General features: G+C 69.6%; 20 protein-coding genes. 11 read left to right on the top strand and 9 right to left on the bottom strand.

Features of this window, described 5'->3' with window-relative positions:
- Positions 1–6 precede the first annotated feature (6 nt).
- From FBT69_08770 to FBT69_08755, 4 genes are all read left to right on the top strand, one after another.
- Complete coding sequence (locus FBT69_08770) at positions 7–714, top strand: hypothetical protein (GenBank protein MDL1904885.1); 708 nt, start codon at positions 7–9, stop codon at positions 712–714.
- Positions 715–975: 261 nt separating this feature from the next.
- A complete protein-coding gene (locus FBT69_08765) occupies positions 976–1,365 on the top strand; it encodes a DUF4870 domain-containing protein (protein ID MDL1904884.1) in 390 nt (129 codons plus the stop codon).
- Positions 1,366–1,442: 77 nt separating this feature from the next.
- Positions 1,443–2,234, top strand: a complete 792-nt coding sequence (gene lptB, locus FBT69_08760) for an LPS export ABC transporter ATP-binding protein (GenBank protein MDL1904883.1) — start codon at positions 1,443–1,445, stop codon at positions 2,232–2,234.
- A gap of 26 nt (positions 2,235–2,260) precedes the next feature.
- Positions 2,261–2,785, top strand: coding sequence for a PEGA domain-containing protein (locus tag FBT69_08755; protein MDL1904882.1), 525 nt, complete (start codon positions 2,261–2,263; stop codon positions 2,783–2,785).
- A gap of 119 nt (positions 2,786–2,904) precedes the next feature.
- Here the strand turns inward: FBT69_08755 and FBT69_08750 are convergent, their stop codons facing one another.
- Positions 2,905–3,531 (bottom strand): acetyltransferase, encoded by a 627-nt coding sequence (locus FBT69_08750; protein MDL1904881.1) that lies wholly within the window; start codon positions 3,529–3,531, stop codon positions 2,905–2,907.
- A gap of 45 nt (positions 3,532–3,576) precedes the next feature.
- On the opposite strand from FBT69_08750, the gene FBT69_08745 reads away from it, so the two are divergent.
- Together FBT69_08745 and FBT69_08740 are read left to right on the top strand one after the other, a co-directional pair.
- The gene (locus tag FBT69_08745) at positions 3,577–4,410 is read left to right on the top strand and encodes a hypothetical protein (protein MDL1904880.1); all 834 of its coding nucleotides are present in this window, start codon (positions 3,577–3,579) and stop codon (positions 4,408–4,410) included.
- A gap of 142 nt (positions 4,411–4,552) precedes the next feature.
- A complete protein-coding gene (locus FBT69_08740) occupies positions 4,553–6,220 on the top strand; it encodes a hypothetical protein (protein MDL1904879.1) in 1,668 nt (555 codons plus the stop codon).
- A gap of 66 nt (positions 6,221–6,286) precedes the next feature.
- Here FBT69_08740 and FBT69_08735 read toward each other — a convergent pair whose 3' ends face one another.
- Positions 6,287–7,792 carry a CPBP family intramembrane metalloprotease gene (locus FBT69_08735; GenBank protein ID MDL1904878.1) on the bottom strand — a complete coding sequence of 502 codons (1,506 nt, stop codon included), beginning with the start codon at positions 7,790–7,792 and terminating at the stop codon, positions 6,287–6,289.
- Positions 7,793–8,062: 270 nt separating this feature from the next.
- Here FBT69_08735 and rplM point away from each other — a divergent pair, with 270 nt between their 5' ends.
- The 3 genes from rplM to FBT69_08720 all read left to right on the top strand — a co-directional run bounded on the left by rplM (position 8,063) and on the right by FBT69_08720 (position 9,965).
- Positions 8,063–8,497 carry a 50S ribosomal protein L13 gene (gene rplM / locus FBT69_08730; protein ID MDL1904877.1) on the top strand — a complete coding sequence of 145 codons (435 nt, stop codon included), beginning with the start codon at positions 8,063–8,065 and terminating at the stop codon, positions 8,495–8,497.
- Positions 8,498–8,553: 56 nt separating this feature from the next.
- Positions 8,554–9,048, top strand: a complete 495-nt coding sequence (gene rpsI / locus FBT69_08725) for a 30S ribosomal protein S9 (GenBank protein ID MDL1904876.1) — start codon at positions 8,554–8,556, stop codon at positions 9,046–9,048.
- Between the two features lie 137 nt (positions 9,049–9,185).
- Positions 9,186–9,965 carry a hypothetical protein gene (locus tag FBT69_08720; GenBank protein ID MDL1904875.1) on the top strand — a complete coding sequence of 260 codons (780 nt, stop codon included), beginning with the start codon at positions 9,186–9,188 and terminating at the stop codon, positions 9,963–9,965.
- 82 nt (positions 9,966–10,047) lie between these two features.
- Here the strand turns inward: FBT69_08720 and FBT69_08715 are convergent, their stop codons facing one another.
- The 3 genes from FBT69_08715 to FBT69_08705 all read right to left on the bottom strand — a co-directional run bounded on the left by FBT69_08715 (position 10,048) and on the right by FBT69_08705 (position 14,778).
- Positions 10,048–10,830 carry an IS5 family transposase gene (locus FBT69_08715; GenBank protein ID MDL1904874.1) on the bottom strand — a complete coding sequence of 261 codons (783 nt, stop codon included), beginning with the start codon at positions 10,828–10,830 and terminating at the stop codon, positions 10,048–10,050.
- 78 nt (positions 10,831–10,908) lie between these two features.
- The gene (locus tag FBT69_08710) at positions 10,909–12,549 is read right to left on the bottom strand and encodes an FHA domain-containing protein (GenBank protein MDL1904873.1); all 1,641 of its coding nucleotides are present in this window, start codon (positions 12,547–12,549) and stop codon (positions 10,909–10,911) included.
- Positions 12,550–12,633: 84 nt separating this feature from the next.
- On the bottom strand, positions 12,634–14,778 hold the full coding sequence (locus tag FBT69_08705) for a hypothetical protein (protein MDL1904872.1): 2,145 nt from the start codon (positions 14,776–14,778) through the stop codon (positions 12,634–12,636).
- Here FBT69_08705 and FBT69_08700 point away from each other — a divergent pair.
- Positions 14,666–16,951 carry a methionine--tRNA ligase gene (locus FBT69_08700; protein MDL1904871.1) on the top strand — a complete coding sequence of 762 codons (2,286 nt, stop codon included), beginning with the start codon at positions 14,666–14,668 and terminating at the stop codon, positions 16,949–16,951. The two genes, FBT69_08705 and FBT69_08700, sit on opposite strands and share 113 nt — an antisense overlap.
- A gap of 4 nt (positions 16,952–16,955) precedes the next feature.
- On the opposite strand, the gene FBT69_08695 is transcribed toward FBT69_08700, so the two are convergent.
- The 4 genes from FBT69_08695 to FBT69_08680 form a co-directional block, all read right to left on the bottom strand.
- On the bottom strand, positions 16,956–17,804 hold the full coding sequence (locus FBT69_08695) for a sulfotransferase (protein MDL1904870.1): 849 nt from the start codon (positions 17,802–17,804) through the stop codon (positions 16,956–16,958).
- A gap of 96 nt (positions 17,805–17,900) precedes the next feature.
- Positions 17,901–21,053, bottom strand: a complete 3,153-nt coding sequence (locus FBT69_08690) for a DUF5117 domain-containing protein (protein ID MDL1904869.1) — start codon at positions 21,051–21,053, stop codon at positions 17,901–17,903.
- A gap of 94 nt (positions 21,054–21,147) precedes the next feature.
- A complete protein-coding gene (locus FBT69_08685) occupies positions 21,148–22,152 on the bottom strand; it encodes a hypothetical protein (protein MDL1904868.1) in 1,005 nt (334 codons plus the stop codon).
- Positions 22,153–22,313: 161 nt separating this feature from the next.
- Positions 22,314–24,395 carry a hypothetical protein gene (locus FBT69_08680; protein MDL1904867.1) on the bottom strand — a complete coding sequence of 694 codons (2,082 nt, stop codon included), beginning with the start codon at positions 24,393–24,395 and terminating at the stop codon, positions 22,314–22,316.
- Between FBT69_08680 and FBT69_08675 the strand changes: the two genes are divergently transcribed.
- A complete protein-coding gene (locus FBT69_08675; protein MDL1904866.1) occupies positions 24,345–25,703 on the top strand; it encodes a hypothetical protein in 1,359 nt (452 codons plus the stop codon). The two genes, FBT69_08680 and FBT69_08675, sit on opposite strands and share 51 nt — an antisense overlap.
- Positions 25,704–25,705 lie beyond the last annotated feature (2 nt).

Below are 25,705 nucleotides of genomic sequence, written 5' to 3'. Positions count from 1 at the left end.
GGGGGCATGGTTCCATCTTCGGCGGAGGTCGCGCGGCGACGGTGGACGGTGCTGATCGTGCTGCGGTGCACGACGTTGCTTGCCATGCCCGTGGCCGTCGTGCCGTTCGCAAGTTGGATTCAGGAAGGGGTGAGAGACGGCGACCTTCTGGACGTCGGGTACTACTGGCCCCGGGTGACGGCCGGCTTTCTTCCGTTCGTCTACTTCGTGTTCGTGCTCATGTTCGGGCGGCTGTTCGTCCATTTCGTTGTACCGCTGCGCAGGTGGTCGGAGTGCCCGGCGTGTCGGTACCGGCTGGAGGGGCTGGTCGAGGCACGCTGCCCTGAGTGTGGGCTGGCGCTCTCGCCGGAGTTCATGGGCCTGTCGCCGGAACGGGACTCGAACCTTCGCCGGACGGCGCGCGTGATCAGAACGCGGGAGATCGTGGCGGTCGTGCTCAGGTTCTGTGGTGTGCTCGCCGGGTTTGCAGCGTCGCTCTCCATCGCGGGGGCCGTCGTCGCGCTGGGCTGGGTGACACAAGTGGGAGACGAGTACACCGGATGGTATATTTCGAGTTTCGTCGCTTACCTCGTGTTCGCCGGGGTGACGGGCGGAATCACGGTGGTACTGCTGTTCATGCCCATGACGCTCGCCCGGTTCATCGTCCCCGGGCCGCCGCGGCCTGCTGCTCCGCAGGACCGGGCCGGTGGCGAGAATCGCCTCGGGGATGCCTGACGACGGATGCTCGCCGGTGTGGCGTCTCAGGCCCGATTTTGGGGGATTTGATCCCGGAAGGGCTTGGCAGTCGACGGATTATGGCGCATGATTGAGAGTCGCCGGGCTTGACCGGCGGGGTTGTTGTCTGCCCACTCACGCCGGGCGGTCTGGTCTCTGACCGGCCGCCCGGTTTTTTGGTGTGGTTTGCGGCGTGGAGGTAGGCTTGGTCGAAACCCGGCCTTGGGTTTCCGGAACGAGTCCCCGCCGGGAGGGTCTGGGATGCACGCCGCAGCCGCCATGTATGAGACACCAGCCGACGCCCAGGGACCACTGATCGATGCCCAGGCGGCGGACTGGGAGCGGACATACTGCGTCTTCGTGCATCTTTCCCATCTTGTCATGTTTTTCCTGGGCATCCCGATCGTCGTGCCGCTGATCCTGTGGCTGGCGAAGAAGGACGATTCGCCGCTGGTGGACCACCACGGGCGCGAGGCGTTGAACTTCGAGATTTCGCTTCTGATCTACGCGATCCCGATCGGGATCGTGACGTGCGGGGTGGGGGCGATCTTCGCGGTTGTGCTCGGGTTCGTGGGTGGGGTGATGGCGGTGGTGGCGGCGTCGCGCGGGCAGTACTTCTGCTACCCGATGTGCTTCCGCTTCATCCACTGAGGGCGGGCGCGGGGGGCTGGTGTGGGAGGCGTTGGGTGTCGTCCGGCGCGGGGGGTGTGGCGCATAGACTGCCCATCGTGCCGCTGCTGGAAGCGAAAGACCTGCGGAAGACCTACGGCGGTCGTGCCGTCGTGGACGGCGTGTCGGTGTACGTCGAACGATCGGAGACGGTGGGCCTGCTGGGGCGGAACGGGGCGGGGAAGACGACGACGTTCCGCATGACGATCGGGATGATCGACTGCGACGGCGGTCGGGTGTTCTTCGACGAGCACGAGATCACGCGGCTGCCGATGTACCAGCGGGCGAGGCTTGGCGTGGGGTATCTGTCGCAGGAGCCGAGCGTGTTCCAGCGGCTGTCGTGCGAGCAGAACCTGCTGGCGATCCTCGAGACGCTGGGCCTGTCGCGGCGCGAGCGCAAGCAGCGTGCGGGCGCGCTGCTGGCGCAGTTCGGGCTGACGCACAAGGCGAGGCACGCGGCGCGGACGTGCTCCGGCGGCGAGCGGCGGAAACTGGAGATTGCCCGGGCGCTGGTGACGCAGCCGCGGCTGATCCTGATGGACGAGCCGTTCAGCGGCGTGGACCCGATCGCGGTCGAGGACCTGCAAGGGGAGATCCGCCAGCTGGCCGACCAGGGGATCGCGTTCCTCATCACGGACCACAACGTGCAACAGACGCTGCGGGTGTGCGACCGGGCGTACATCATCGACTCGGGGAAGGTGTTCGCGGAGGGCACGCCGCGGGGCCTGATCAACGACGAGATGGTGCGTCGGGTGTACCTCGGCTCGCTGTTCCGGGGCGACGAGTTCGACGACCTGCCGGAGCGGGGACGGCGCGAGGGCGTGGCGGAGGCGGCGGTGCGGGAGCCGTGAGGGTCGGGGCGCGGTAGAGTGGCGGCATGGAACGATGGCGGACCCCCATCCCGGCGTTCGCGGCGTGTGTCCTGCTGGTCGGGTGCGTGGAGCGTCGGATCGTGGTGACGACGGAGCCTGCGGGCGCGCTCGTCTACATCAACGATCTGGAGGTCGGGCGGACGCCGCTCCAGACGTCGTTCCTGTATCACGGGTGGTACGACGTGCGGGTGGAGTTGGAGGGGTACGAGGTGCTGCGGACGGAGGCGGAGGCGGCCGCGCCGGTGTACGAGTGGCCGCCGATCGACCTGGTGGCCGAGGCGTTGCCGATGAAGTTCCGGAACACACAGCGGTGGCACTTCGTGCTCTCGCCGCTTGCGGAGGCCGCGCTGACGGGCGAGGAGGCGGAGCGGTTGCTGACGGAGCGGGCGCGGTCGATGCGTGCGGAACTGGCTGGGACGGCGAGGCCGAAGGCGTCCGCGCTGCCCGCGCCGACGGAGGAGTTCGACGATCCTGGCGCGGACGATGGCGCGCCGGCGGAAGAGGACTTTCCGTTTGACGATGATGGGTGAGGCGCGATCGGATGCACACCGTGGGGAGAGGGGATGACGCACAGGCGGGACGCCTGTGCCACCGTGTCCTGCGGCTTGGCGCGTGGTGACTCGGGGCCTGCAAGGCCCCGCCCCGCGAGTCATCGGATCGGGTGGGCCGGCACGCCTGCGACGCGTGCGCCGTCGGGCACGTCGGCGGTGACGACCGCGCCCGCGGCGACGAGGCAGCCCGCGCCGATGGTGACGCCGGGGACGACGCGGGCGCCGATGCCGACGAGCGAGTTGGGGCCGACGCGGACGCGCCCGCCGAGGGCCGCGCCGGGGGCGACGTGGGCGTTCGCACCGATGTCGCACTCGTGTTCGACGATCGCACCGGAGTTGACGATGGCGTGCGGGCCTATGTCGGCGCGGGCGTTGACGATCGCGCCCGGGCCGATGAAAGCGCCCGGGGCGATCTCGGCGTCGGCGGAGACGATCGCGCCCGGATGCACGACGGCGAGGGCGGCGTCGGCGAAGCCCGACAGCGCGGCGAGCACGCGGGCGCGCGCACCGAGGTCGCCCAGCGCGACGATCCACCGGCGGCCGGCGATGAGCCGGGCCTCGGCGAGCGTGCCGAGCCGCGGGATCGCGCCCGGGCCGACCGTGGCGACCGGGCTTGGGGCGTCGTCGAGCACGCCCTCGACGCGCAGGCCCGCGAGGCGTGCGGCTTCGGCGACGACGATGGCGTGCCCGCCGCCGCCGATCAGGACGAGTCCTGGTGCGCTCATGCGTCCACCATCGGCCGGAGGCGCGGGGTGCCCGTAGACTTCGGCATGGACGCTCTCCGCATCGCGTATGTGCGTTACCTGAACACACGCCCGCTGGTGGAGGGGCTGGAGAAGGCGGGGGGTGTGGAGTTGATCCCGGCCGCGCCTTCGCACATCGCGGACCTGGTGGCGGACGGTCGTGCGGACGTGGGGCTGGTGTCGCTGGTGGATGCGGCGAAGGCTGGTGCGAGGCTCGCGCTGCTGCCGGTGGGGATAATCGGCTGCGACGGTGCGACGCTGACGGTTCGGCTGCACTCGGCGGCGTCGTTCGAGCGTGTGAGGAGGGTGTACGCGGACGTGGAGAGCCACACGTCGGTCGCGCTGTGCCGCGTGCTGCTGTGGTCGAGGTTCGGCGTGCGACCGGAGTTTGCGCCGTTCGACGCGCGCGAGCGATCGGGGGCGGCCGGGGGCGAGGAATGGCCGGAGACGCTGCTGGTGATCGGGGACAAGGTGGTGACCGATCCCCCCCCCGAGGGCCGGTACGGGCAGACGCTGGACCTCGGCGCGGCGTGGCGTGAGTGGACGGGGCTGCCGTTCGTGTACGCGGTGTGGATGTGCCGGGCGGACGAGGCGGACACGGCGCGGATCGCGTCGGCGTGCGCGCTGCTGGACCGACAGCGTCGGCGGAACGAGCAACGGCTGGGATGGATCGTTGCGCGGCGCGCGCCCGAACACCGCTGGCCAGCGGACCTGGCGCGGGAATACGTCGGCGACCTGCTCCGGTTCCGGGTGGGCGAGCGCGAGCGCGAGGCGGTGGGGCGGTTCCTGCGCGAGGCGGAAGCGCTGGGCATCGTCGATCGAAGCGAACTTCAATGGGTCGAGTCGGGACAGGCGGCATGATGCGTCGTGGTGTGTCGATGATCCCGGGAATCGGTCCGGAGGACCGGACCTCATCCCGGGCGTGGTCGGACGTTCGAGTGTCCGTCGTGTTCGGTGCTTTCGCCGATGTTCACTGTCCATTGTCCCCCGTCCACGGTTGTCCATGCCTCCCCTGCCACGACTTCGCGTGACCGCGCTGGGTGAACTGGCGAAGCAACTGCGCTTTGCGCCCCGGGAAGCGCTGCTGCGCGACATCGAGCGTGCGGAGGCGCTGGCGGGCGAGATCGATCCCGAGCGGACGTATCCGGAGGACTGGATCGTGTATCGCATCACGGGGTATCGGGCGCGGATCGACGAGCCGGCGGAGGTTGTCGGGGCTGCGCTGCTCGGCGATCTCTCCGCGCTGGTTGAGCGGCTTTCGTCGGCGGCCGGCCTGACGGCGGAGGAGTTGGCGGCGGCCGGGGCGATCGACGGAGACGCGCTGGCGGCCCGCTGGGGCGTGAGCCGCAAGACGCTCGAACGGTGGCGGCGCGAGGGGCTGCTCGCGCGGCGAGCGAGCCTCGGGGGGGGGCTTTCGCGGGTGGCGTACATGCCGGGAGCGGTGGAGCGGTTTGAGCGAGCGAACGCGGCGCGGATCGCGCGGGCGGGGGCGTTCTCGCGCGTGCCGCCGGAGGTCGAGGCGCGGATGCTGCGGCGTGCGGCACGGTACCGCGACTCGCTGGGGCTGTCGCTGAACGAGGCGGCGTCGCGGATCGCGCGGCGTTTCGGGCGATCGCACGAGGGGGTCCGGCGTCTGCTGCGCCGGCACGACGAGCGGGCGATCGCGGCGGGGCGCGAGCCGATCTTCGGTGAGCCTGCGCTGCTGGCCGGCAGGCGGCAGCGTGCCGCGCTGCGGGCGTGGCGGCGCGGGGCGCCTCCCGGCCGCATCGCGGCGCGGTACGGCCGCACGCGCGGGGCGATCCATCACGCGCTGCTCGCGGAGCGGGCGCGGCTGCTGCGGGCGCACCCGGTCGGGGGCGTTCCCCCTGCGGCGGCTGCGCTGGATGCCGACGCGATCGCAGCGTTGCTCGAACCGGAGCCGGTGCGGTCGGGCCTGGTCTGGCGGGGTGAGACGGACCTGCTGGCGTTCATCCTGTCGGCGCGCGAGCGGTCCGCGCCGGTGGCGGTCGAGGAGCGCATGCGAGCGATGGCGATGCACGCGCTGCGGGCGCGGGCGGCGCGGATCACGGGTTTGCTCGGCTCTTCGTCGGCCGAGGCGGCGGGGGTGGACCGTGCGGAGACGGACCTGCGTTGGGCGACGCGTCTGGCGGCGACGCTGGTGCGTACGCACCTGCCGCTGATGGTGGAGACGCTGGAGGGTGCGCTCGGCGTGCCGCTCGAGGGGCTGCGGCCCGGGGAGTCGCGCCCGCTGCTGGCATCGGCGGTGGTGGCGGTGGCATCGGGTGTAATGGGGCACGATCCGTGGCGCGGCGGTCGCGTGGCTGCGCCGGTGGGGCTGGCGGTGACGCGCCTGGCGGCGGGGCGTGCGCGCGAGGCACGGCCGGACCCTCGGCGTGCGATGCCGCGGCTGTCGCGGGGTGTCGCGTTCGAGGACTGGACACGCCGGCTGGCGCCGTGGCAGGCGTTTCTGGAGCCGGACGCGCGTTTCGCGGGCGTGCTGGACCTGCTGGACGCGGAGCCGCGGGCGACGCTGTGCGCGCGGTTCGGGTTGGGGGGGGGTTATCCGCGGACGCTCGCTGAGCTGGCCGCTGAGCGCGGGGTGACGGTGATGCGGGCGGGAGAACTTGAGCGGCGGGCGATACGGGCCGCGCTCACGGTTGCGAGGGCTTGACCGCGCCCGGGGTCATGGCCTGGTGGCGTGATGCCGCGGCTTTCCCGCGCTGGTCGTGGTGAATCCTCACGATCCGAGGAGATGGACGACGACGAGGAGCGCGGAGAGCGTGACGAAGTTGTGGAGGAAGTGGGCGGTCACGGACGCGATGAGCGAACCGCGCCACTCTCGCAGCAGAGCGAACATGAATCCGAGCGCGATGAGAGGGGGGGTGAAGAGCGGGCCGTAGCCGTGCATGAAGGCGAAGACGAGCGCGGCGAGCAGCCCCGCGGCGGCCGCGCCGACCCTTGCGCGTGCGTGGCGGTAGAGGGCGCCGCGGAAGATGGTTTCCTCGACGATCGGCGCCCAGATGGTCGCCATGAGGAAGAGGAGCACGACGAGCAGGGTGTTGCCCGAGAGGACGAGGTCGAGCGGCGCGTTCTGGGGAAGAGGTTGCTGCTCCGGCGTGCCGCGAATGGCGGAGGCGATCATGGCCCAGACGGCGGAGAGGATGAGGCTGAGGACGACGCCGCCGACAAAGACGGGGAGCGCGGCGAGATAGCCCAGGACGCCGCACCCGACTTCGCGGAGCACGCCGCGCGGAGCGTGCCATCCCGTGGCGGCGCGCCATCGTGCGAAGGGGACGCCGCGTGTGAGCGGCCAGAGGATGAGCAGGACGAGGCCTGCCTGGAGCGTGAGTCCTGCGACGACGGCGGCGGTGTCGCTCAGGACAAGGCCGACGAGGTCGGCGAGGAGTTTCACGCCGAGGAACCCGAGGAGGAAGACGACGAGGGTTTCGAGATAGACGCTCCCGCCGGGCATGGGCGGGACGAAGCGTGGTCTGAGCGAGCGTCCCATGAAGAGGACGAGGGCGATGACGAGGAGCACGAAGCCGACGAGGATGGCGAGCGGGATGACGACAGCGGCGATGAGCACGCCGAACGCGAGCGCGGTTGCGGGTCCGAAGATGGCGGCGCGTTCGGGGTTGTCGTCGTTGCGTCCGAAGACGAGCGCGAGTCGGCCGAACCAGCCGTGGCGGTGCACGAGGCGGTCGCGGGTCTCGTCGTCGAGGGATTCCGGCCCGTTGGTATAGATCGTGCGCAGGGTTTCGAGGTCGGCCAGGAGTGCGGTCGGTTCCGGCTCGTCGGGGCGTTCGCTCGCCAGGCGCTCGAACTCGGGGCGCAACTCGTCGAGCCGGGCGAGCGCGCGCTGCGCGCCGTCGTCCGGTCTCGACGCCATCTCGGCCATGGAGATGACGGCGCGGACATCGTCTCGCGGGGTCGGGGCGGCCTTGGCCAGGGCGTGCGAGGCCTCGCCGTTGGGGTCGGGCATTCCCAGCCCGTGGAGGACGAGTACGTAGAGGCGGGCGGTGAGGCCGAACTGGTCCATGGTGGTGGGCGGGGCATCGACCTCCGCGCGCTGGACCGGGGCGGGCTGACTGCTCGCGATTGAAGTCAACGCCTGGAGGCCCGCGACCAGGAGGACGAGGGCGATGGCCAGCGTGAGGGCGATCCGGCGCGAGAGGGGCGTGCCGGGGTCGGGCGGTTCGCGGTGGTGTCGGTGATGTTGGGGGGCGTTGGGGAGGATGGACATGCTCCCGATGATCGGCCCGCGCGGGGGACTGGGCCACAGCCGGGGCGGAATCTTGACCGGGGCCGCTCGGCTGCTAGGGTTCCCGGCTGTTGATTCCTCGTGCCCGGGCTGGGAGGCCCTTGGCGCGGGAGCCTTGGGAAACCATGCCGCGGAGGACGCGGCCCGCCCCGCCCGGTAGGCGGCGAGCAGACGCACCCGGCGAGGGGCTTGTGCCTTCGCCAGAGCAGGACGATCGGTCGGCGTGCCGACGTCCGAATCGGGAGGCCCGACGTGAGACGCCAGACGTTCTATGCCAAGCCCGGCGAGGTCGAGCGAGGTTGGAAGGTGGTGGACGCGGAGGGCGTTCCGCTGGGCCGCCTTGCGGTGGAGGTGGCGACGGTGCTGATGGGCAAGCACCGGCCGGAGTACTCGCCGCACGTGGACACGGGCGAGTTCGTGGTGGTGACGAACGCGAAGAAGGTCGCGCTGACCGGGCGCAAGGCGGAGCAGCGGATGAAGCTCCGGTACACGCGTTACCCCGGCGGGCTGAAGGCGGAGGCGTATGGCGCGGTGCGCGAGCGCCGGCCCGAGCGGCTGGTCGAGGACGCGGTGCGGCGGATGTTGCCGAAGAACCGGCTCGGTCGGCACATGCTCACGAAACTGAAGGTGTACGGCGGGCCTGAGCACCCGCACCAGGCGCAGCAGCCCGTCCGCATGGAAGTCTGACCCTCCCGTACTCCCACGAACAAGGACCGCGACCCGCGCACGCGAGAATCACCATGATGACACTGAGGACCGAGACGCAGACATCCGCCGAGACCGGGGCGACCTCGACGCGCCCGCTTCGGGAGCCGACGCCGCCCGACGCGCAGGGGTGGTGGTGGGGCACGGGTCGTCGCAAGACGGCGGTGGCGCGTGTGCGGCTTCGCCCTGCGAAGGGCGAGGCGACGGTGAAGGTGCAGAAGTCCGGGAACCGGTTCAAGACGATCGAGGAGCATTTTTCGGAGGAGCGTGACCGGAACGACGCCTATGCGCCGCTGAAGCTGACCAACACCTTCGGGAAGATGGAGGTGGTGATCCGTGCGGCGGGCGGTGGGACGATGGGGCAGGCGCAGGCGGTGCGGCTGGGGATCAGCCGCGCACTGGCGGGGTACGACCCGACGTTCGAGCCGGCGTTGCGTGCGGCGGGCTTCCTGACGCGCGACGCCCGGGAGGTGGAGCGGAAGAAGTACGGGCAGGCGGGGGCGCGGCGCCGCTTCCAGTTCTCGAAGCGTTGACCGTGCGGCGTGGAGTCCATGCAGCGGCGGCCCGGGCCTGTCCCGGGTCGCTTTTTTCTTCGGCGTGCGGATGACGTGGCGAATCCACGCGTTGCGGCTTGCGGGAGCGAGCGGGAGAGGCGAGGATTCGAGCGTCGATGTCCAGGGCCGCTTCCTCGCTCCGATACTGGCGGCGCGTCCGTCGCCGGGTGGTCTGGGCCGCCCTCGCGCTCGCGGCGGTCGCGTGCGCGGGCGTGGCGTTCGCGTTCATCCTCTCGAACCGCCCGCCGGCGTGGTGGGCGGACCTCGACCCGCACGACTCGCGACAGACGATCCTCGCGGAGGAACTCGAGAACGCCGTCGGCACGCACCTGCACCTGGCCCGCGAGACGGACCCGGCGCTCGGCGAGGGCGAACGCTGGCGGAGCGAGCCGTGGCGCGTCGCCATGCGGTCCGACGACGCGAACGCCTGGCTGAACACTCGCCTGGAGGCCTGGCTGGAGAGCCTCTCGAACGGCTCGGCGTCGATCCCGGATGAGGTGCGGCAGTTGCGTGTTGTCTTCGAGCGCGGGCGCATCCGCGTGGGCGTGCTCATCGACGATGGCCGCACGCGGCGGATTCTCTCGGCGACGCTGCGCCCGGAACTGCGCGAGGACGGCTCGCTCTGGGTCTCGGCGGAGGCGGTCGGCGTCGGACGGCTCTCGCTCCCGACCGATTGGACGCTCGGCGACGAAGGCCCGCCCGACGCACGCGTCGTCCCGATCTCGGTCTGGAACAAGCCCGCCGCCCGCAACCTGATCGAGGCCCTGCGGGGCGGGCGGCCGCTGATGGAAGAGCCGGTGATCGAACTCATCGACGGGCGGAGGGTGCGGTTGCTCTCGATCGCGGCCCGCGAGGGCCGGCTGGAGGTGGAGTGCAGGACGGAGGGGGGGAGGTGAGACACCGGCCTCACTGGCAATGGTGCAACCTTCGCGGCCCTCTCTGGGTCGTGTTGACGCCTTGCCGTATTCCCAGTAGAGCCTATCCCAGAGCCTCTCGAAGTAACATGAACGAGCACGCGAAGTGAAGGTAACCCTGGAACAGAACGGTGGACTTCTCCCATCGGATGCACAGTCGGCGGAAGTTCTGGAACCAGGAGATCGTCCGCTCCACGGTGAAGCGGCGCTTGTAGCGGCGCAGCGGGCGGCCGTCCTGCGTCACGTTCTCCGGACGCCGGTTGCTCTGGTGCGGCGGGATCAACTCGATGCCGTCCGCAGCCAGTTCCTCGTCGAGCGCGTCGCTGTCGTAGGCCTTGTCGCCGACCACACGCTCGGGCGTCTCTTCGGTCAGCATCCAGCCGAAGAGCTGCTGCACCAGCCTGGTCTCGTGCGGCGAGGCCGACGCCGTGTCCACCGCCACCGGCAGGCCGCGCGCGTCCACGAGAACCATGATCTTCACGCCCTTTCCGGCCTTCGTGCGCCCGATCCCGTCGCCGCCGCCCTTGGCCTTGCTGAAGGTGCCGTCGATGAAGCACTCGTAGAGCCGGTACTCGCCGCGATCCTCGACCAGCCGGCCCGCGTCGCGCATGATGTTCTCGAAGACGCCCGCCTCGACCCAGCGCTTGAAGCAGCGGTGCACCGCGCTCCTGGAGCCGTACTCCCGCGGCAGGTCCTTCCACTTCGCGCCGTTGTCGAGGATCCAGAAGATGCCCGCCACCGCCTTGCGTTTGTCCGTCGGCGGCCGCCCGCCCAGAGGGCTGCGCGGCGCATCGGACACCCGCTCGCAGATCCAGTCAAGCTGCTCGTCCGTGAGTCTTATCGTCATGCATTCTCATACGCGCGATAATGAAGGAGGTTCCGGGATAGGCTTTAGCGTGAAGCCGGCTTCGCCGCAACGGTGTCGCTATCTGGCTCTGTATTCCAGGCTCGCGACGGTGACGTCGTCGGCGAGGTTGTCGGTGCCGGCGAAGCGGCGCACGGCCTCGAAGAGGCTGTTGACCTCGGCGTCGGTGGAGTCGGCGTCGGCGAGGGTGGCGAGGATGCGGTCGAGGCCGAACTCCTGCCCCTCGGGCGAAGGCTGCTCGACGACGCCGTCGGAGAAGACGATCATGCGCGCGCCGGGCGGGAAGGGGGCCTGCTCGCTCTCGTAGGGGACGTCGGCATCGACGCCGAGGGGGAGTCCGCCGTTGGCGTCGAGTTTGTGCGGTCTGCCGGAGGTAGATCGGTAGAGCCAGTGCCCGTGTCCGGCATCGACGAATCGCACGGTGTTGTGGGTGGGGTCGAAGACGCCGGCCCAGAGGGAGATGAACCGTCCTGTGACGATCTGGCGGCTGATCTGGGCGTTGACCTCGTTGAGGGCGGCGGCGGGGTCTGGGTCGTGTCGGAGGGCCTGATTGAGCATGGTCTGCGTGGTGGCCATGAGGATGGCCGCGCCGACGCCCTTTCCGGCGACGTCGCCGAGGTATGCGGCGACGCGGCCGTCCGGGAGGGGCATGATGTTGAAGAGGTCGCCCGCGACCATTCGTCCGGGTCGCATGCGCATGAAGTAGGCGAGGGGTCCGATCTGGCCGTGGGGGGGGGGCATGAGGAGCTTCTGAGCGGCGGCGGCGGCGCCGACGTCGCGCATGATCTCCTCGTTGAGTTTCTGGAGGCTCGCCCGCTTGAGGTTGGCGAGGGCGAGGCCGAACATGCGGCAGACGGCCTGGCAGAAAGCGGCGGCGTCGGCCTGGACCTGGGACTCCTGGTGCCGTGCGTCGAGGTAGAGATAGGCGGCGACGGTGTCGCCGATGTAGACGGGAGCGCAGAGGGCGGAGTGGATGCCGAGGCGCATGATGGATTCGCCGTACGCGCCCTGCTGCATCTGGCTGGTGAGTCGGACGACGCCGCCGCCTGATGCGGCGTTGATGAGCGAGCGCGAGAAGGCGAGGTCGTGGGAGGGGGCGTCGCGCTGGCTGGGGCCTCGGTATCCGATGACTTCGACGTCCGCGCCGCTGGTGCGGATGAGTGCGGCGCGTGGGAACCCGGTGCCGCTGGTGACGGCGTCGAGGACGGCCTTGGCGAGCGAGTTCTCGTCCGGGGAGGCGTTGATCTGCGCGGCGCACTCGATGAGGAGTTCGAGCCTTTGCTGGGCGATCGAGCGGAGTTCCTGCTGGGGGACGTGCTGGACGCGGTGCCCGGTGGAGCCGAAGTCGTTGGTGGTGGGGAGGGTTGAGGGGGGGGCGTCCGCGGAGCGGACGCGGAAGGTCCAGGGGCCGATGCGGAGGAGGTCGCCCTCGTTGATGGGCGAGGGGGTGTTGACTTCGAGGCGCACGCCGTTGACGAAGGTGCCGTGGCGGCTTTCGAGGTCGGTGACGAACCAGGTGTCGGCGCGGAAGGCGACCATGGCGTGTCGGCGTGAGACGGTCTGGTCGGCGAGCTGTGCCTCGCAGGTGGTGCCGCGGCCGAGGGTGCAGGGCTTGCCGGCGGTGATCTCGACGGGGTCGATGGGCGGCCCGGCGAGCGGGTCGAGACGGATGACATTCTCCAGCACCGAACTTGCGTTCATCGCGCTCGCCACCGACCCCGGCCCGGGCCGGGGGAACCCACAAGCGTACCCGCGAAGCGGATCGGCGTCAGGCCGGCGGAGCGATCAGGGGCAGCCGGCGGTCCAGAGGTTGAGGAATGCGATGAAGTCGAGGGAACTGACCGTGCCGTCGCCGTTCACGTCGGCGCGTGGATCGGCGGCGGTGTAGGCGTTGAGGAAGGAGAGGAAGTCGAGAGTGTCAACCTTGGCGTCGGTGTTGAAGTCGGCGGCGCACGGGGCGTAGAGGATGCGCACGGTGGCGACGTTGGAGTTGCCGGTCGCGCTCGTCACGCGGAAGGTCATGGTGTCCATGCCGGTCGCATCGGCGTTGGCGCGGAGGAGCCTGAATGGTCCGTCGGGGCCGGGGACGACGGTCGCGCCGGCGGGTGGCGAGAGCACTTCGAAGGCGATGGGCACGTCGCGGTCGTCGAAGGTGTGGGGCAGTTCGACGAGCGCGTCGGTTCCGGGGTCGATGTGGATGGAGAAGTCGGAGGCGGCGGGTGGGTTGCCGCTGGGGTTGGCGCCGCCGAAGGCCACGGTGACCTCGACGGGTTGTGAGCGGACGAGCATGCCGTCGTCGTAGAGGGCCTCGGTCTGGAGGCGAGAGACACCCGCGCCGAGGGTCCAGCCGTGGACGGTGAGCGGTGCGGTGGAGTCCTTCGTTGCGGCGAGGACGCGGCCGTGTTGCAGGAGACGGACCTCACGGAGTCCGGGTCCGGCGGCGGCGACCTCGAAGGTGAAGGCGGTGTTCCAGTTGCCCGAGGTTTTCTGTGCGACGATCGAGGCGGATCGGCCGCGGTTGTTGACGACGAGCGGCCAGGCCCAACTGCCGGTGGAAGTGGTGGGCGAGTTGTCGTAGCCGAGGATGCGCATGTCGTGCCAGCCGTCGCCGAGGAGGGTGGTGTCGAGGGTGAGTGTCTGGAAGAAGAAGGCGTCGTCGAATCGGCGCCCGTCCACGAACAGCTCGAAGAAGGTGATCGAGCCTCCGGGCCTCGTGGTGGAGCCGGACTGGGTGAGGTTGATGGTGCCGCTGACCGGCCCCTGGGGGGGATTGGCGACGGTGATGGTGGGGATGTGGTCGTGGGGGCGGGTGATGGGGTCGCCGTAGAGGAGTCCCTGGAAGGGTGCGTAGGAGACGGAGCGGAAGACGGACTCGCCGAGGGACATGCCCTGGAAGTAGTAGACGTGGGCGCGGGCGTGCGGGAACTTGCCGGGGTAGTTGCAGGGTTCCTCGACGGTGCCCCAGGTTCCGCTCGCGCCGTTGGTGATCCAGTGGGACATCTTGGTCTGAGCGCCGACGTCGAAGGTGGCGGCGTAACTGGTGAGGTGGTCGCAGAACGCGCCGGGGAGGATGGTGAGGTTGGCGCTGGGCACGTCGAGCGTGGCGATGCCGGTCATGATGCCGAGGCAGTCGTGGCGGCCTTCGGGAAGTACGGCGAAGAGGTGCTCGGCCTGCCCGCCGAGGTTCGTGATGGCGGAGACGGCGGCGGGGTAGGCGTTGTGGCGCGGCCCTGACCTGGCCTGGTCGGTGGTCTGCATGAAGTAGAAGGTGCCGGCCGGGCGGGTGCCGTCCACGGCGGCGGAACGGTCGATCATGGCGATGGTCTCGGCGGCAGAGTTGCCGCGTGTGCCGGTGTAGCCGAGCAGGGCGCCGATGAAGTAGCGGCGTGCGTTGGGGTCGTTGCTTGGGTTGCCGCTGAGCCAGGAGTACTCGCTGTCGAACCTCTGGGGGGTGTTGCTGCCGCCGAAGTAGCGGTTGCCGTAGGCGGAGGTGAGTCCGCCGGCGAGGATTTCGTCGGCGACGAAAGCGAGGGTGTACGCGCCGGAAAGGGAGAATCTGGTGACAGGGGAGCACCCGTCGGAGACAAGGTTGGGGGCGTTGAGGTAGAAGGTGTCGGAGGAGGAGATGACGATGTAGTCCACCTGTCCCCAGAGGCCTCGGCGTTCGATGGTGGCGAAGAGTGCGGGGAGGTTGAACTGGACGAAGGAGGCGTAGTCGGCCGCGCCCGGCTCCATGTAGAGGACGTGGGTGTCGGGGATGCCGCGGACGGCCTTGTAGTGGTGGCCCACTTCGAGGCTGCGCCGGTCGAGCGGGTCGATGATGAGCAGGACGTTCTCGGGCGTGCCGCCTGCGCGGGCAAGTCCGGCGGCGAGTGAGAGACCGAGTGTGGCGTACTTGAGACGACGACTGACTGGACCTCCGCAGGCCATGGCCGTTGCTCCACTCCCCACCGTTTGCCCCGGAGCGCGGGTGCAGCGTTCGCACGCCGCGTCACGCCCCGTGTGTGCTCAGCGATTCCCTCTTTTCAGTCTACCGCAAGGTGTCGGGAAGCCCAAGAGAACCGGGCCGAAACGGCAGGTCCGGGACGGAGAACGCTACCCGCGCATAATACGAACATGCCCGATCGTGCCTTCGCACCTCGGGCATCTCCCGGCATGCTCTGGCCATGATCGACTCGGGGGGACGCGAGAAGACGCGGGAGCCTGCACCCGTCGATCCGGATGCGCTGACGCGGTCGATCCCGCCGGACGCGATCCGGGCGGTATGAGGTGGGCGCGCATCGTGGGCGAGGCGGATCGGCAGCGCATCGACTTCACTCGTCAGCGCAGGTCACGATGCCAAGGCCGCCGAGTGGCGGGTGCGGCTGAGCGCTCCAAGCGATGGCGAGGAGTCAGGCGAGGGTGCCGACTGAGCGAGGCGTTCGGCCTGCACTCGCCCTCTACAATCCGCCCCATGCCAGCCCAGCCGTACTACGTCACGACGCCGATCTACTACGTGAACGATCGGCCGCACATCGGGCACTGCTACACGACGGTGGTCGCGGACGTGGCGGCGCGATTCGCGCGGCTGCTGGGGCGGGACGTGTTCTTTCTGACGGGCACGGACGAGCACGCGGAGAAGGTCGTCTCCACGGCGCGGGAGCGCGGGCTGACGCCCCGGCAGTGGGCGGACGCGAACGCCGAGCAGTTTCGCAGGGCGTTCCGGCTGATGGGCGTGGCCGAGAGCGATTTCATGCGCACGAGCGAGGACCGGCACAAGACACGGGCCTCGGCGTACATCCGGCGGCTGATGGACTCGGGGGACGTGTACCTGGGGGACTACGTGGGGTGGTTCGATGCCTCGCAGGAGGAGTACCTGACGGAGACGGTCGCCAAGGAGCACGGGTTCAAAAGCCCCGTTACCGGCAAGCCGCTCGAGAAGCGCACGGAGAAGAACTACTTCTTCCGGCTGAGCAGGTACGAGGACCGGCTGCGGGCGCACTTCGATGCGCACCCGGAGTTTGTGCTGCCGGAGGCGCGTCGGAACGAGGTGCTGGGCCGTCTGCGGCAGGGGCTGAACGACGTGCCGGTGAGCCGGGCGGTGAAGGAGGGGGACGCGGACTGGGGCATCCTGATGCCGGGCGATCCGGGGCACCGGGTGTACGTGTGGATCGAGGCGCTGTGCAACTACCTGACGGCGGTGGACGAGCCGGAGCGGCGGAGGTATTGGCCGGCGACGGTGCACGTGATGGCGAAGGACATCCTGTGGTTCCACGCGGTGATCTGGCCTGCGATGCTGATGGCGCTGGGGGAGGGGTTGCCGGGGACGGTGTACGCGCACGCGTACTTCGTGGCCGAGGGTCGGAAGATGAGCAAGAGCCTGGGCAACTTCATCGAGATCGACCTGCTGGAGGCGTACGGGCGGCGGTACTCGATCGACGCGGTGCGGTGGTACCTGGCGACGCAGGGGCCGCTGGGCGCGACGGACGCGGACTTCGCGCACGCGCGGTTCGTGGAGGTGTACAACGCTGACCTTGCGAACGGGATCGGGAACTGTGCGAGCCGGGTGGGGAACATGATCGAGAAGTACTTCGGCGGGAGCGTGCCTGCTCCCGCGAGTCGGGATGATTTTCAGGCTGCGGACGGCATGGGCGGATTGCAGGAGTTCGATTGGGAGCATTCCGCGGTCGCGGCCGTCGAGGCGGCGCGATCGTTCGAGACGTCGTTCGCGTTCGATGTCGCTCTCCGGGGTGCGATCGGGCTGATCGGTCGGGTTGATTCTTTCATCAACGTGACGAGGCCGTTCGCGCTCGCCAAGTCGATGGCGACGGACGCGGGGGCGGCCCGCGACCTGGGCACCATTCTGTATCAGTGTGCCGAGGCGATCCGCATCGCCTCGCTGCTGCTGTATCCGGCGATGCCGGCGAAGATGGCGTCGTTGTGGCGGGCGTGGAGCTGCTCGCCGCTGAAAGATCCTGACGACCCGGATTCGGGGTTCGGGGCGCCGCTGGCGGAACTGGCCGCGTGGGGGGGGGCGTGGTCGCTCAGGCCCGGGCGGCGGATTGCGAAAGGGGAGCCGCTCTTCATGCGTGCTGACGCCGCGGAGCCTGCGCCGACGGCATGAGCGCTCACCACCGCCGGCCCGGCGCGCGGAGGACTCGTCCGCCCGGCGCCCCGCCGGCCTGGGCGCGTCGGTGTTCGTAGCCGAGGAGGCGGAGCGTTTCCCAGTAGTCGTCGTTGCGTTCGAACGCGCGGAGGATGCCCGGGTCGATGGTTCGCCGGCGTGAGGGGCGGATTTCGGTGGGGCGTGCGCGGTCGGGTCCGGTGTCGCCGGTGACGTGGGTGTTGCTGGTCCAGCGCGTGCGCCAGGAGGGGTCGTATTCGACGCGGAGCCATCGGCACATGGCCCGCAGTTCGCCCTCGGGGTCGCGGGTGAAGTCCTCGTAGCGTCCGAAGCCGAGGCGGGCGGCGGTGCGTGCGAAGGCGTGGCACCCGGCGAGGTAGGCGTCGATGCCGAGCGTTTCGCGGACGCGCGGCAGCGCGCTGACGCTCACCCACTGGTCGATGGGGTGGCGGACGGTGGCGTAGCGTGTGGTGCGGCAGGCCTGCGCGAGCGCGACGGCGGTGCGGCAGCGCATGGCCGGCTCTGCGTAGGGTGCGCCGTGGAAGTCGAGGTGGGTCCAGTCGCGGACGACGAGGGTTCGTCCGCGCTGGGCGGCGCGTTCGGCGAGGAGTTCGATGAGCGTGTCGAAGCGGACGGGACCGCGCGCGAGCATGGCGCGGGCCTCGGCTGCGGTCATGAGACGGTGCCACTCGACGGCCTGCTGGAGCGGGTTGATCCAGCGCATGCCGAGGGGATGGGCTTCGCTGAGGAGGTGGACGGTGCGCATGGAGCCGAGGCATCGGCTCATGAGCGTGCCGCCCGTGCGGGCGAGGTGGTGGAGGATTGCGACCTTCGGTTTTCGGGAAGCGGGCACTCGGTCGCCCCACGGAGGCAGGCGGAACGAACGGGGGCGGGCGCGTCCCCTTGAAGGGAAGGCGCCCGCCCCCACGACGGAGTCTGGGTCGGGCCGTCAGCGGCGGTTGTCGTCGTTTGGCGCGGGTTGGAAGACGACGCCCCCGCCTCCGAGTCCGCGGGTGATGTCGCGTGCGTTGTAGATGTACTGGGCTTCGAGGGCCTTGTCGATGCGGGCCTTGGCGTCGGAGAGGTGGGCGAGTGTGTAGGCGTCGATGTTGGCGCCGGCGGCGGTCGCCTTCTCGATACGTTGCGAGAGTCGGCGCAGGGTGAGTGTGGCGAGGTCGGAGATGGGCTTGCCGGCCGCGCCGGACGCGCCGCCCGGGAGCGCGAGCGAGATCAGGCGTTCGAGGTGTTCGCGCTGGAGGTTGCGGCGGAGGCTGGAGACCATCGGTTGGCGCGGGGTGTAGCGACGGTCGGGGGTGCCGTTGACCTCGGTCCAGACGGCCTCGGTGACGGTGTCGAGGAGTTCGACGAGGGTGAGGGCGTCCTGATCTGCGGGGACGCGGAACTCGTTGTCGAAGACGCGCTGGAGGGTGACGGGGTTCATGAGCATGGTGAGCGTGGAGGCCTGGATGCCCATGACGCGATCGTGGACAGGCCAGGTGGGGTCTTCGAAGAGGGCGGCCATGCCGCCGTCGTCGAACCACTTGTCGATGGTGAGGTACTGGAGGACTTCGGGAGTGAGGCCGAAGGCCTCGTCGCGGAAGGTGTTCTCGATGACGAAGTTGAGTGCCTGGCGCTGGCGTTGGGCGGGGACGACCTCGATGGGGGCGCGACCGTCGGGGTCGCCCTTCTTGTCGCGGTAGACGAAGGCGCCGCCGACCCAGTTTGCCATCATGCTGTTGGAGCGGGTCTGCATGCCGAGCGTGACCATGTAGCCTTGGCGAGCCTTGGCCCAGGAGTCGCCGTCCTTGACGAAGCGGTCGAGGAGTTTCTGTCGGAGGTGGACGGCGAGGCGGACGCTGCTCTCGGCGTATTCGAGTGGGTCGGAGGACATGTCGTAGCGTCGAGCCTCGGGGTCCGGTCCCCAGGTGTCCTCGTCGGTTGCGTAGCGGTGCTCGCGCTTGGCGGATTCCTTGAGCGCTTCCTGTGCGGCCTTGTCGTCGAGGGCGTAGCCGTAGCGGATGGCCCACATGTCGTAGGGTCCGATGTCGATGACGGCGAAGTCGCCCTGGATTGGGCCGTCGCCCATGTTGATGTTCGCGGGGTTGTAGTCCATGACGGAGACGGACCAGGGCTTCCTGCCCTTGAACTCCTCGCTGTTGATCTCGGCGAGGGAGTAGACGCTGGAGGCGGCGAAGTTGTGGCGCAGGCCGAGGGTGTGGCCGACCTCGTGCGCGACGAGTTCGCGGAGCATGGGTCCGACGAACCACTCGGGGACGCCGTCGAGGACGTCGCCGTCGTCCTTCTTGGGCTTGTCTTCCTTGGGCTTGTCGTCGTCGGTCTTCGGCTCTCCCTCGGGCTGCGGTTCTCCCTCCTGGAGGATGGCGAGGACTTCGGGTGCGAGCCCCTGCGGGATGTTTCCGTCGGCGAGTTGCTTCTTGAGCATCTCGACGACTTCGGGCGGCAGGTCGCCTCGGCGGGGGCGTGGGGAATCCTGGGCCGGCTCTTCGTCGAGGAGGCCGATGACGTCGAAGAAGACGCGTGCGATGGTGAGGTCCATGGCCTTGCCGTAGGAGGCCATGCACAGGCCGTTGATCTGGCTGACTCGTCCGAGGAGTCCGTCGTATTCGCCCTCACCGACCAGTCCGCCGGCGTTGGCGAGCGCGGCGGGGTGCCCGCCGTAGGGGAGGACGCCGCGTCGTGCGCGCTGTGCGAGGATGTGGTCGCGTTCCGCCGGGGAGGACATGCGGATGCGCGGATCCCATTCGGGGTTCTGCTCGAGCCAGGCGAGCGCGTCGGGGGCGAAGCCTTCGAGGGCGAGTTCGGGGAGAGTCTTGTTGTACTGGTACCAGAAGGCTCGGATCCAGCCGTCGGTGAGGACGACGTCGGCGTCGAGAATCTGTCCTGTCATGGGGTGGACGCGGCTGGGTCCGATGGCGGTGGAGACGTCGTTGGAGAGCCAGCGGAGGAAGTTGTAGCGTCTGTCCTCGGGGTCTTTCTCCATGTGCGCGCCGGTGGACTTGTCCTGGTAGTAGACCTCGATCGCGCCGGTGATCCCGACCTGCTCGAAGGCCTTGTTCCACTGGAGCGCGCCCTCGCGGACCCACCGGCGGTAGCGGACCGGGACGGTGTGCTCGACGTAGAAGACGATCGGCTCCTTGGGCGGGCTGAGGCGGAGCTTGGGGTCTGCCTTTTCGAGTTTCCAGCGGTTGACGTAGCGGACCCACTTCTCGTCGTCGTCGAACTTGCCGAGATCGCGGTAGCTGGTGGTGAAGAAGCCGACGCGGTTGTCGGCGACGCGGGGCTTGTAGCCGGTGTTCTCTGGGATGAGGCTGATGGAGTAGTGGAAGGTGCGGAGGACGCCGCCCTGGACGGGCATCTCGAAGGCGACCTCGACGTTCTCCGGGAAGGCCTTGGCCTTGGCGATGGTGGCGAGGCGTGTGTTGGCGCCGCGGGCCTGCGCGCCGAAGAAGGTGCCGGCCTGCGCGACAAGGAGTTCGTCCATGTCGATGACGGGCTGGCCGCTGGGGCCGTTGGCGAGGATGGGGATGTCGAGGATGACGCGGTCGGTGAAGATGCGGTTGACGGAGGAGCGAGACTCCTGATCGCCGGTGGAGCGCGTGGCGAAGTTCGGCTCGATCATGGCGAGGCGGTTGCCGTAGCGTTTCCAGTAGAAGTAGCGGTCGCCTGCCTGAAGCCCGGCCCAGATGTCTCCGCCCGCGACGGTCATGGCGATGAAGTGCCGCTGTCGGTCGAATCCGCGCGGGAGTTCGGCGAGCATCTGGCCGTCCTTGTCGCGGACCCAGAGGCCGTAGAAGCTCTCGGAGCCGTCGGCGGTGGAGACGACCTTGCGGTACCCCTTGGAGACTTCGTCGAAGGGTCGGAGACCGTCGTCGTTCTGGTCGCCCCGCGCCCCGCCGCGTGAGCTCATCATGGCCTGGATGGTGGCCGCGTCGGGGATTTCGGCGGCGTCGGGCTGGCCTGCGGGCGGGTCGTTCGCGGCCTGGGGGCGGGTGGAGTATGCCTGGCCGGCGACGGCGGCGAGGACGATGGCGCCGCCGAGGCCCGCGAGCGTCAGCCTGCGGATGATGTGTCGAGACGTCATGGGTGGACTCCTTCGTGGTCGTGTCTGCTCGCGGCCTGCGGTGTGTGGGCCGACTGGTGGTACTTGTCGCCGCGGGGCGTTGCGCTGCCCCGCATCAGGGTATCGCGTCTGCCGCCATTCCCCACTGCCGAAAGGCGACAAGAAGCCAGATCGTCAGGAAGGCGAAGACGCCCGCGGCGAGTTGGAAGGCCCGGTCGTGCAGCGCCAGCTCCGTCGGGTCGTCGAAGTCGCCCCGTTCCAGCAGGACGATACACCGGAGCAGGCCGAAGGTTGCCGGGAGGACCGTGAGCCAGAGGAGATTGAACCCCTGCCAGTAGAGGTTTTCCTTCGCCTGGACGTACCCGGCGTAACTGAGGAGCGTTGCTACGGCGGTCACGACGACGACCATGCGGAGGAGGTCGGAGGTGTATGCCCCCTGGACCGCGCGAGCTGCTGCTGCTGCTTCGCCTGAGCCGAGGGACCGGCGTTCCCCCAGTCGTTTCCCGAACGCGAGGAACATGGCGAGGAAGAAGGTGCAGTTGAGGAGCCAGGTGCTGGGCTCGACGGCGGCGGCGGCGCACCCGCCGAGCACCCGCAGCACGAAGCCGAGGCTCAGGCCGATCACGTCGGCGATGACGACGTGCTTGAGGAGCCAGGAGTAGGCCGAGACATTGAGGACGTACAACCCGACGGCGAGCGCGACCCAGGGCCTGACGGAAGCGGGGATGGCGAGCAGGAGCAGCCCTGCCGCGATGGCAAGCATGACGGCGAAGACCCACGCCGAGGCTGGGCGGATCGCGCCCGAGGCGATCGGGCGGTTGCGTTTCCGGGGGTGTGCGCGGTCGGCGTCGGCGTCCATGATGTCGTTGACGACGTAGCACGCGCTGGAGGCGAGCGCGAAAGCCCCGGCGGCGACGAAGGCGGGCAGCAGCAACTCCTGCCACGTTCCCTTGTGGTCGCTCATGCCGTAGAGCGGCCCGACGAGGACGAACGCGCTCTTGGCCCACTGGTGGGGGCGCGCGAGGCGGAGGTAGTGGAGTGGATTCGAGCGCGGAGCGACGTCCGCGGACGAAGACTCGCCCAGAGGTGGGGATGGCTGTGGCAATGAGGCCTCCGGCATGACCGGTGAACCGGAAACCCGGCCCGACCGGCGGTCAGTCCATCATTGTGCGCCTCGCAGGAGCGCCGCACCAACATACCCGTGGTCCCCAACGCACGCCATCCCACACCCGCCGTTCCCCGTGACGCCATGCGGGAGGGCGCCGGGTGCGTCTTGTGCTCCTAGCGGCCGCCTCGATCGAGCACGAACGAAACGGTGGGGCGCGGGATCGGCGAACCGAGGGCGTCGATCTCAGAGCAGGTCACAAACGCGCTTCTTCCACCCACGCCTCCCCGCACCCGCACGGCTGTCGCCATTGCCGGCGCATCGAGGAAGAACTGAACCGCCTGGAAGGGAATGTCCGGGTCGAGCGCACGATCCGGCGCTCCGGCCGGCGCGATCCATACGCCGCCGACCTTCACCTCGAACACCACCGAATCGAACCACCCGCCCTGCACCTCGCCATCGTCGTGGTGGGAACCCTCGATGAATAGCACGGACCACACCTCGACGGGCCGGTCATACACAACGCTCAGGGTCACCCAGTCGCCGGGCTGTTGACCCGCGCCGAGCGTCGAGTACCACTGCCTGGGAAGGTTGTTGATCGCGTCGACGCCCGAGTCGTCCATCTCGTAGCCGTTGGCGAAGCGAGCGGCCTGCTTCCAGCCGTATCCCGCGGGCGGATTCGACGACACGGACGACACGGCCTGCACGGTCCCTTCTTCTGCCCGCACGCGGTTGTTCGCGCTCCGGCGCCACTCGCGCTGGAGCGGGCTTTGCAGCAACGGATCGCCGTCGGGCGTCGGCGGCAGCAACCACAACGCGCGCGACGTATGCACAAGCCCTCCGGCCTCCCTGATGCGCCGCTCCGCGACATCCGCGCACCTCGCCGCCATCATCGTGAACGTGTCTTGCGCGAGCGGATCGTCGGGGAGACGATCGGGGAGATTGTCTCGCGTTCTCTCGATGTCGTAGGAGTCGCTGGGGTCGAAGTCGGGGTATTCAGCGCGTATCTCCGCGACGAGCACGCCGTGCCCGAGCATCAGGCCCAGAAGGCCCCCCATCGTGGCCGTGCCGTTGTCGCAGTCCCAGCCGGTGAGCGTGCCGATCTGCACGGTGCGAAGGAAGTCCCCACGACCGTACAGCAGGGCGATCAGCCCCGCGGCGAAGTTGACGCTGGACTCAGTCCAGTTGCGATAGCGAAAGCCGTTGGCCTCGGCGTTCAACTGGTACCGGTCGTAGACGAGGTCGCGCGTTCGCTCCCAGTCGTCCGGGTCCGGGTTGTCGAGGAAATCAGCCAGCACGAAGTCCACAATGTCCGCCGCCTTGGACGAATCGGGCAGATACCGCCGTGCCTCCTCCACCATCCACAGGATGCGGTCCTCCATCGGGAGCGAGCGGTCCGCGAGGGCGGCGAGCGAGTAGAGCAGCACGTGGAACTGCGCCGCGTGGGCCGCGTGGCTCCGCGCCGTCGTTCGGATGGGCAGGTCCGCCATCTCGAGCGCCTCGCCGGGCATGCCGGGGGCGAGCGCGCCGAAGAACTCCGTCGTGAGTTGGGCGTCGATCTTCAGCCAGAACTCGTTGGCGTTGCAGAAGCCCGTCTCCGGCGGGATCAGCCCGAGCCGCATCAGGTCGAGCGCGCGCTGGTTCGAGACCCACAGATAGTCGTCGTCCATGTGCGCGAGCCAGCCCGCCGCGATCTGCTCCCCGGCGAGCTCCGTCGTCGCGTGCTGGTCGAGCAGGTGCAGGTAGACGTACTCGACGTCGGTGTCATCGTCCGCGAGCCACGGATCCTGGTCGAGGATGAACCGCAGCGGTCCCTTGCCGAGGTTGATCCCCCAGTCGTCGTCGGTCAGGAACGGCGGCTGGGTCACCTTGCCCTCGGCGAGCAGCCCGGTCCAGTTGGCGATGCTCTGGCCCAGCCACATGCCGCGCAGGCAGTCCTCGTACTCGGCCCTCACGATCACCCGCGACTCCTGCGCCGAGCAGAAACAAGCAAACCACGCCAGCGCGAACCATCCGGGCGCACGCCGAAGTACAGTCATGACCCTGATTCCTCCGATGCCTCCCCGCCCAAGCCTACCGGATGCCCTCGCCCGGATGCAGAGCCAAGCCCCATGATCGCGCGCGAACATACCCCGACCGACCGTGGGCCGCTCTGGCCCTGCCTTGTGCCCGCGGGCGTGTTCGCGCTGGCGGCGTGGGGGTTGATCGTGTCGGGCAACACCCGGGGGCGCGGGGCGCACGACCAGGTCAACTTCCATCTGCCGGCCATCCTCCGGTTCGCGGAGGAGTGGCCGCGGCTGGACTACTCGGACTATCTGTCGGCGACGACGCCAGGGTATCACACGCTGCTGGCGGCGTTCGCGCGGTTCGTGTCGGACTCGCCGCGGGCGTTGCAGTTCGTCGGGTCGCTCTTCACCGTCGCGTTGCTTGTCGCGCTCGGGCTGGCGTGCCGGAGGGCGGGGCGGGCGGCGCTGCTGCTCGTGATGCCCGCGGCGGCGTCGATGTACGTCTTCTTCAGCGGGGTGTGGCTGCTGCCGGACAACGCGGGTTGGCTGGGCGTGCTTGCGGCGCTGCTGCTCGCGCTTCGGGGTCGGGTTGACGCGCCGACGATCATCGGGGGGGGGGTGCTGCTGGCGGGGCTGGTGTTCGTGCGCCAGTCGCACCTGTGGGCGGCGGCGGCGCTGTGGGCGGGCGCGTGGCTGGGTGTGCGCGACGCGCAGGACGGCGAGCCGTTCGACGCGATGGGGGATGCGCGTGCGCTCCTGCGCGATCCGGCGCTGCGGGTCGCGCGGACCGCGCTCGCGGTGGCGGCGACGGTTCCGGCCGCGCTGGTCGTGCTGTACTTTCACCGGTTGTGGGGCGGGTTGACTCCGCCGACGTTCCAGGAGCGGCACACGGGGGGCAATGCTGCCGCGCCAGCGTTCATTCTCTCGCTGTTCGGGGCGTTCAGCCTGTTCTACGCGGGGTTCCTCGCGCCCGCGGCGGCGGAGGCGGTGCGGAAGCAGCGGCTGCTGCTTGCGCTGGCGATCGTCGGCGGGCTCGCGGCCGCGCTGCTGCCGGAGACGACCTACAGCACCGAGGCGGGCCGCTACTCTGGCCTGTGGAACCTGGTGCAGAAGGCGCCGGTGGTGATGGGCGGTCGCACATCGACGCTGATCGTGCTGCTCGCGCCGCTGGGGGCGTGCGCGGTGCTCGCGTGGTTCGTCGCCCTGCCGCGGCGCGAGCGTTGGATCATGCTGGTGTCGGTCGTTGCGTTCACGGCGGCGCAGATGGCGAGTTACAAGCTGTGGCAGCGGTACACCGAGCCGCTGCTGCTTCTGCTGCTGCCCGTGCTGGCGTGCCGGCTGCGTCGGGCGGCGGTGGGTCCGCGCGGCGTGGTGGCCGCGCTGTGGCACCTGCGCCTGGTCGGCCCTGCGTCGCTGGCGCTCACGCTTGCGTTCGCCACGGCGATCACGGTGGCGGCGGCGTCGCCGGTGCGTCGCATCGACCCGCACACGATCAAGGGCGTGAACGGCGACACCGCCGAAGACGGTCCGGACGTGTCGGGTGTGGTTGAGCAGCGGTAGGT

This window comes from Synechococcales cyanobacterium CNB (assembly GCA_030263455.1).
Lineage (GTDB): Bacteria > Planctomycetota > Phycisphaerae > Phycisphaerales > UBA1924 > CAADGN01.
Note: the sequence above shows the minus strand (reverse complement) of the source record. Positions and strands in the feature narration are given on the sequence as shown.

Coding starts and splice junctions, on each gene's coding strand:
- FBT69_08690 (MDL1904869.1), bottom strand. CDS start 21,053: ATGACGTCTCGACACATCATCCGCAGGCTGACGCTCGCGGGCCTCGGC.
- FBT69_08765 (MDL1904884.1), top strand. CDS start 976: ATGCACGCCGCAGCCGCCATGTATGAGACACCAGCCGACGCCCAGGGA.
- FBT69_08705 (MDL1904872.1), bottom strand. CDS start 14,778: ATGGCCTGCGGAGGTCCAGTCAGTCGTCGTCTCAAGTACGCCACACTC.
- FBT69_08740 (MDL1904879.1), top strand. CDS start 4,553: ATGCCTCCCCTGCCACGACTTCGCGTGACCGCGCTGGGTGAACTGGCG.
- FBT69_08755 (MDL1904882.1), top strand. CDS start 2,261: ATGGAACGATGGCGGACCCCCATCCCGGCGTTCGCGGCGTGTGTCCTG.
- FBT69_08710 (MDL1904873.1), bottom strand. CDS start 12,549: ATGAACGCAAGTTCGGTGCTGGAGAATGTCATCCGTCTCGACCCGCTC.
- FBT69_08745 (MDL1904880.1), top strand. CDS start 3,577: ATGGACGCTCTCCGCATCGCGTATGTGCGTTACCTGAACACACGCCCG.
- FBT69_08680 (MDL1904867.1), bottom strand. CDS start 24,395: ATGGAAGTTGACCTGGTCGTGCGCCCCGCGCCCCCGGGTGTTGCCCGA.
- FBT69_08715 (MDL1904874.1), bottom strand. CDS start 10,830: ATGACGATAAGACTCACGGACGAGCAGCTTGACTGGATCTGCGAGCGG.
- FBT69_08720 (MDL1904875.1), top strand. CDS start 9,186: ATGTCCAGGGCCGCTTCCTCGCTCCGATACTGGCGGCGCGTCCGTCGC.
- FBT69_08685 (MDL1904868.1), bottom strand. CDS start 22,152: ATGCCGGAGGCCTCATTGCCACAGCCATCCCCACCTCTGGGCGAGTCT.
- FBT69_08750 (MDL1904881.1), bottom strand. CDS start 3,531: ATGAGCGCACCAGGACTCGTCCTGATCGGCGGCGGCGGGCACGCCATC.
- FBT69_08735 (MDL1904878.1), bottom strand. CDS start 7,792: ATGTCCATCCTCCCCAACGCCCCCCAACATCACCGACACCACCGCGAA.
- rpsI (MDL1904876.1), top strand. CDS start 8,554: ATGACACTGAGGACCGAGACGCAGACATCCGCCGAGACCGGGGCGACC.
- FBT69_08770 (MDL1904885.1), top strand. CDS start 7: ATGGTTCCATCTTCGGCGGAGGTCGCGCGGCGACGGTGGACGGTGCTG.
- FBT69_08700 (MDL1904871.1), top strand. CDS start 14,666: ATGATGAGCAGGACGTTCTCGGGCGTGCCGCCTGCGCGGGCAAGTCCG.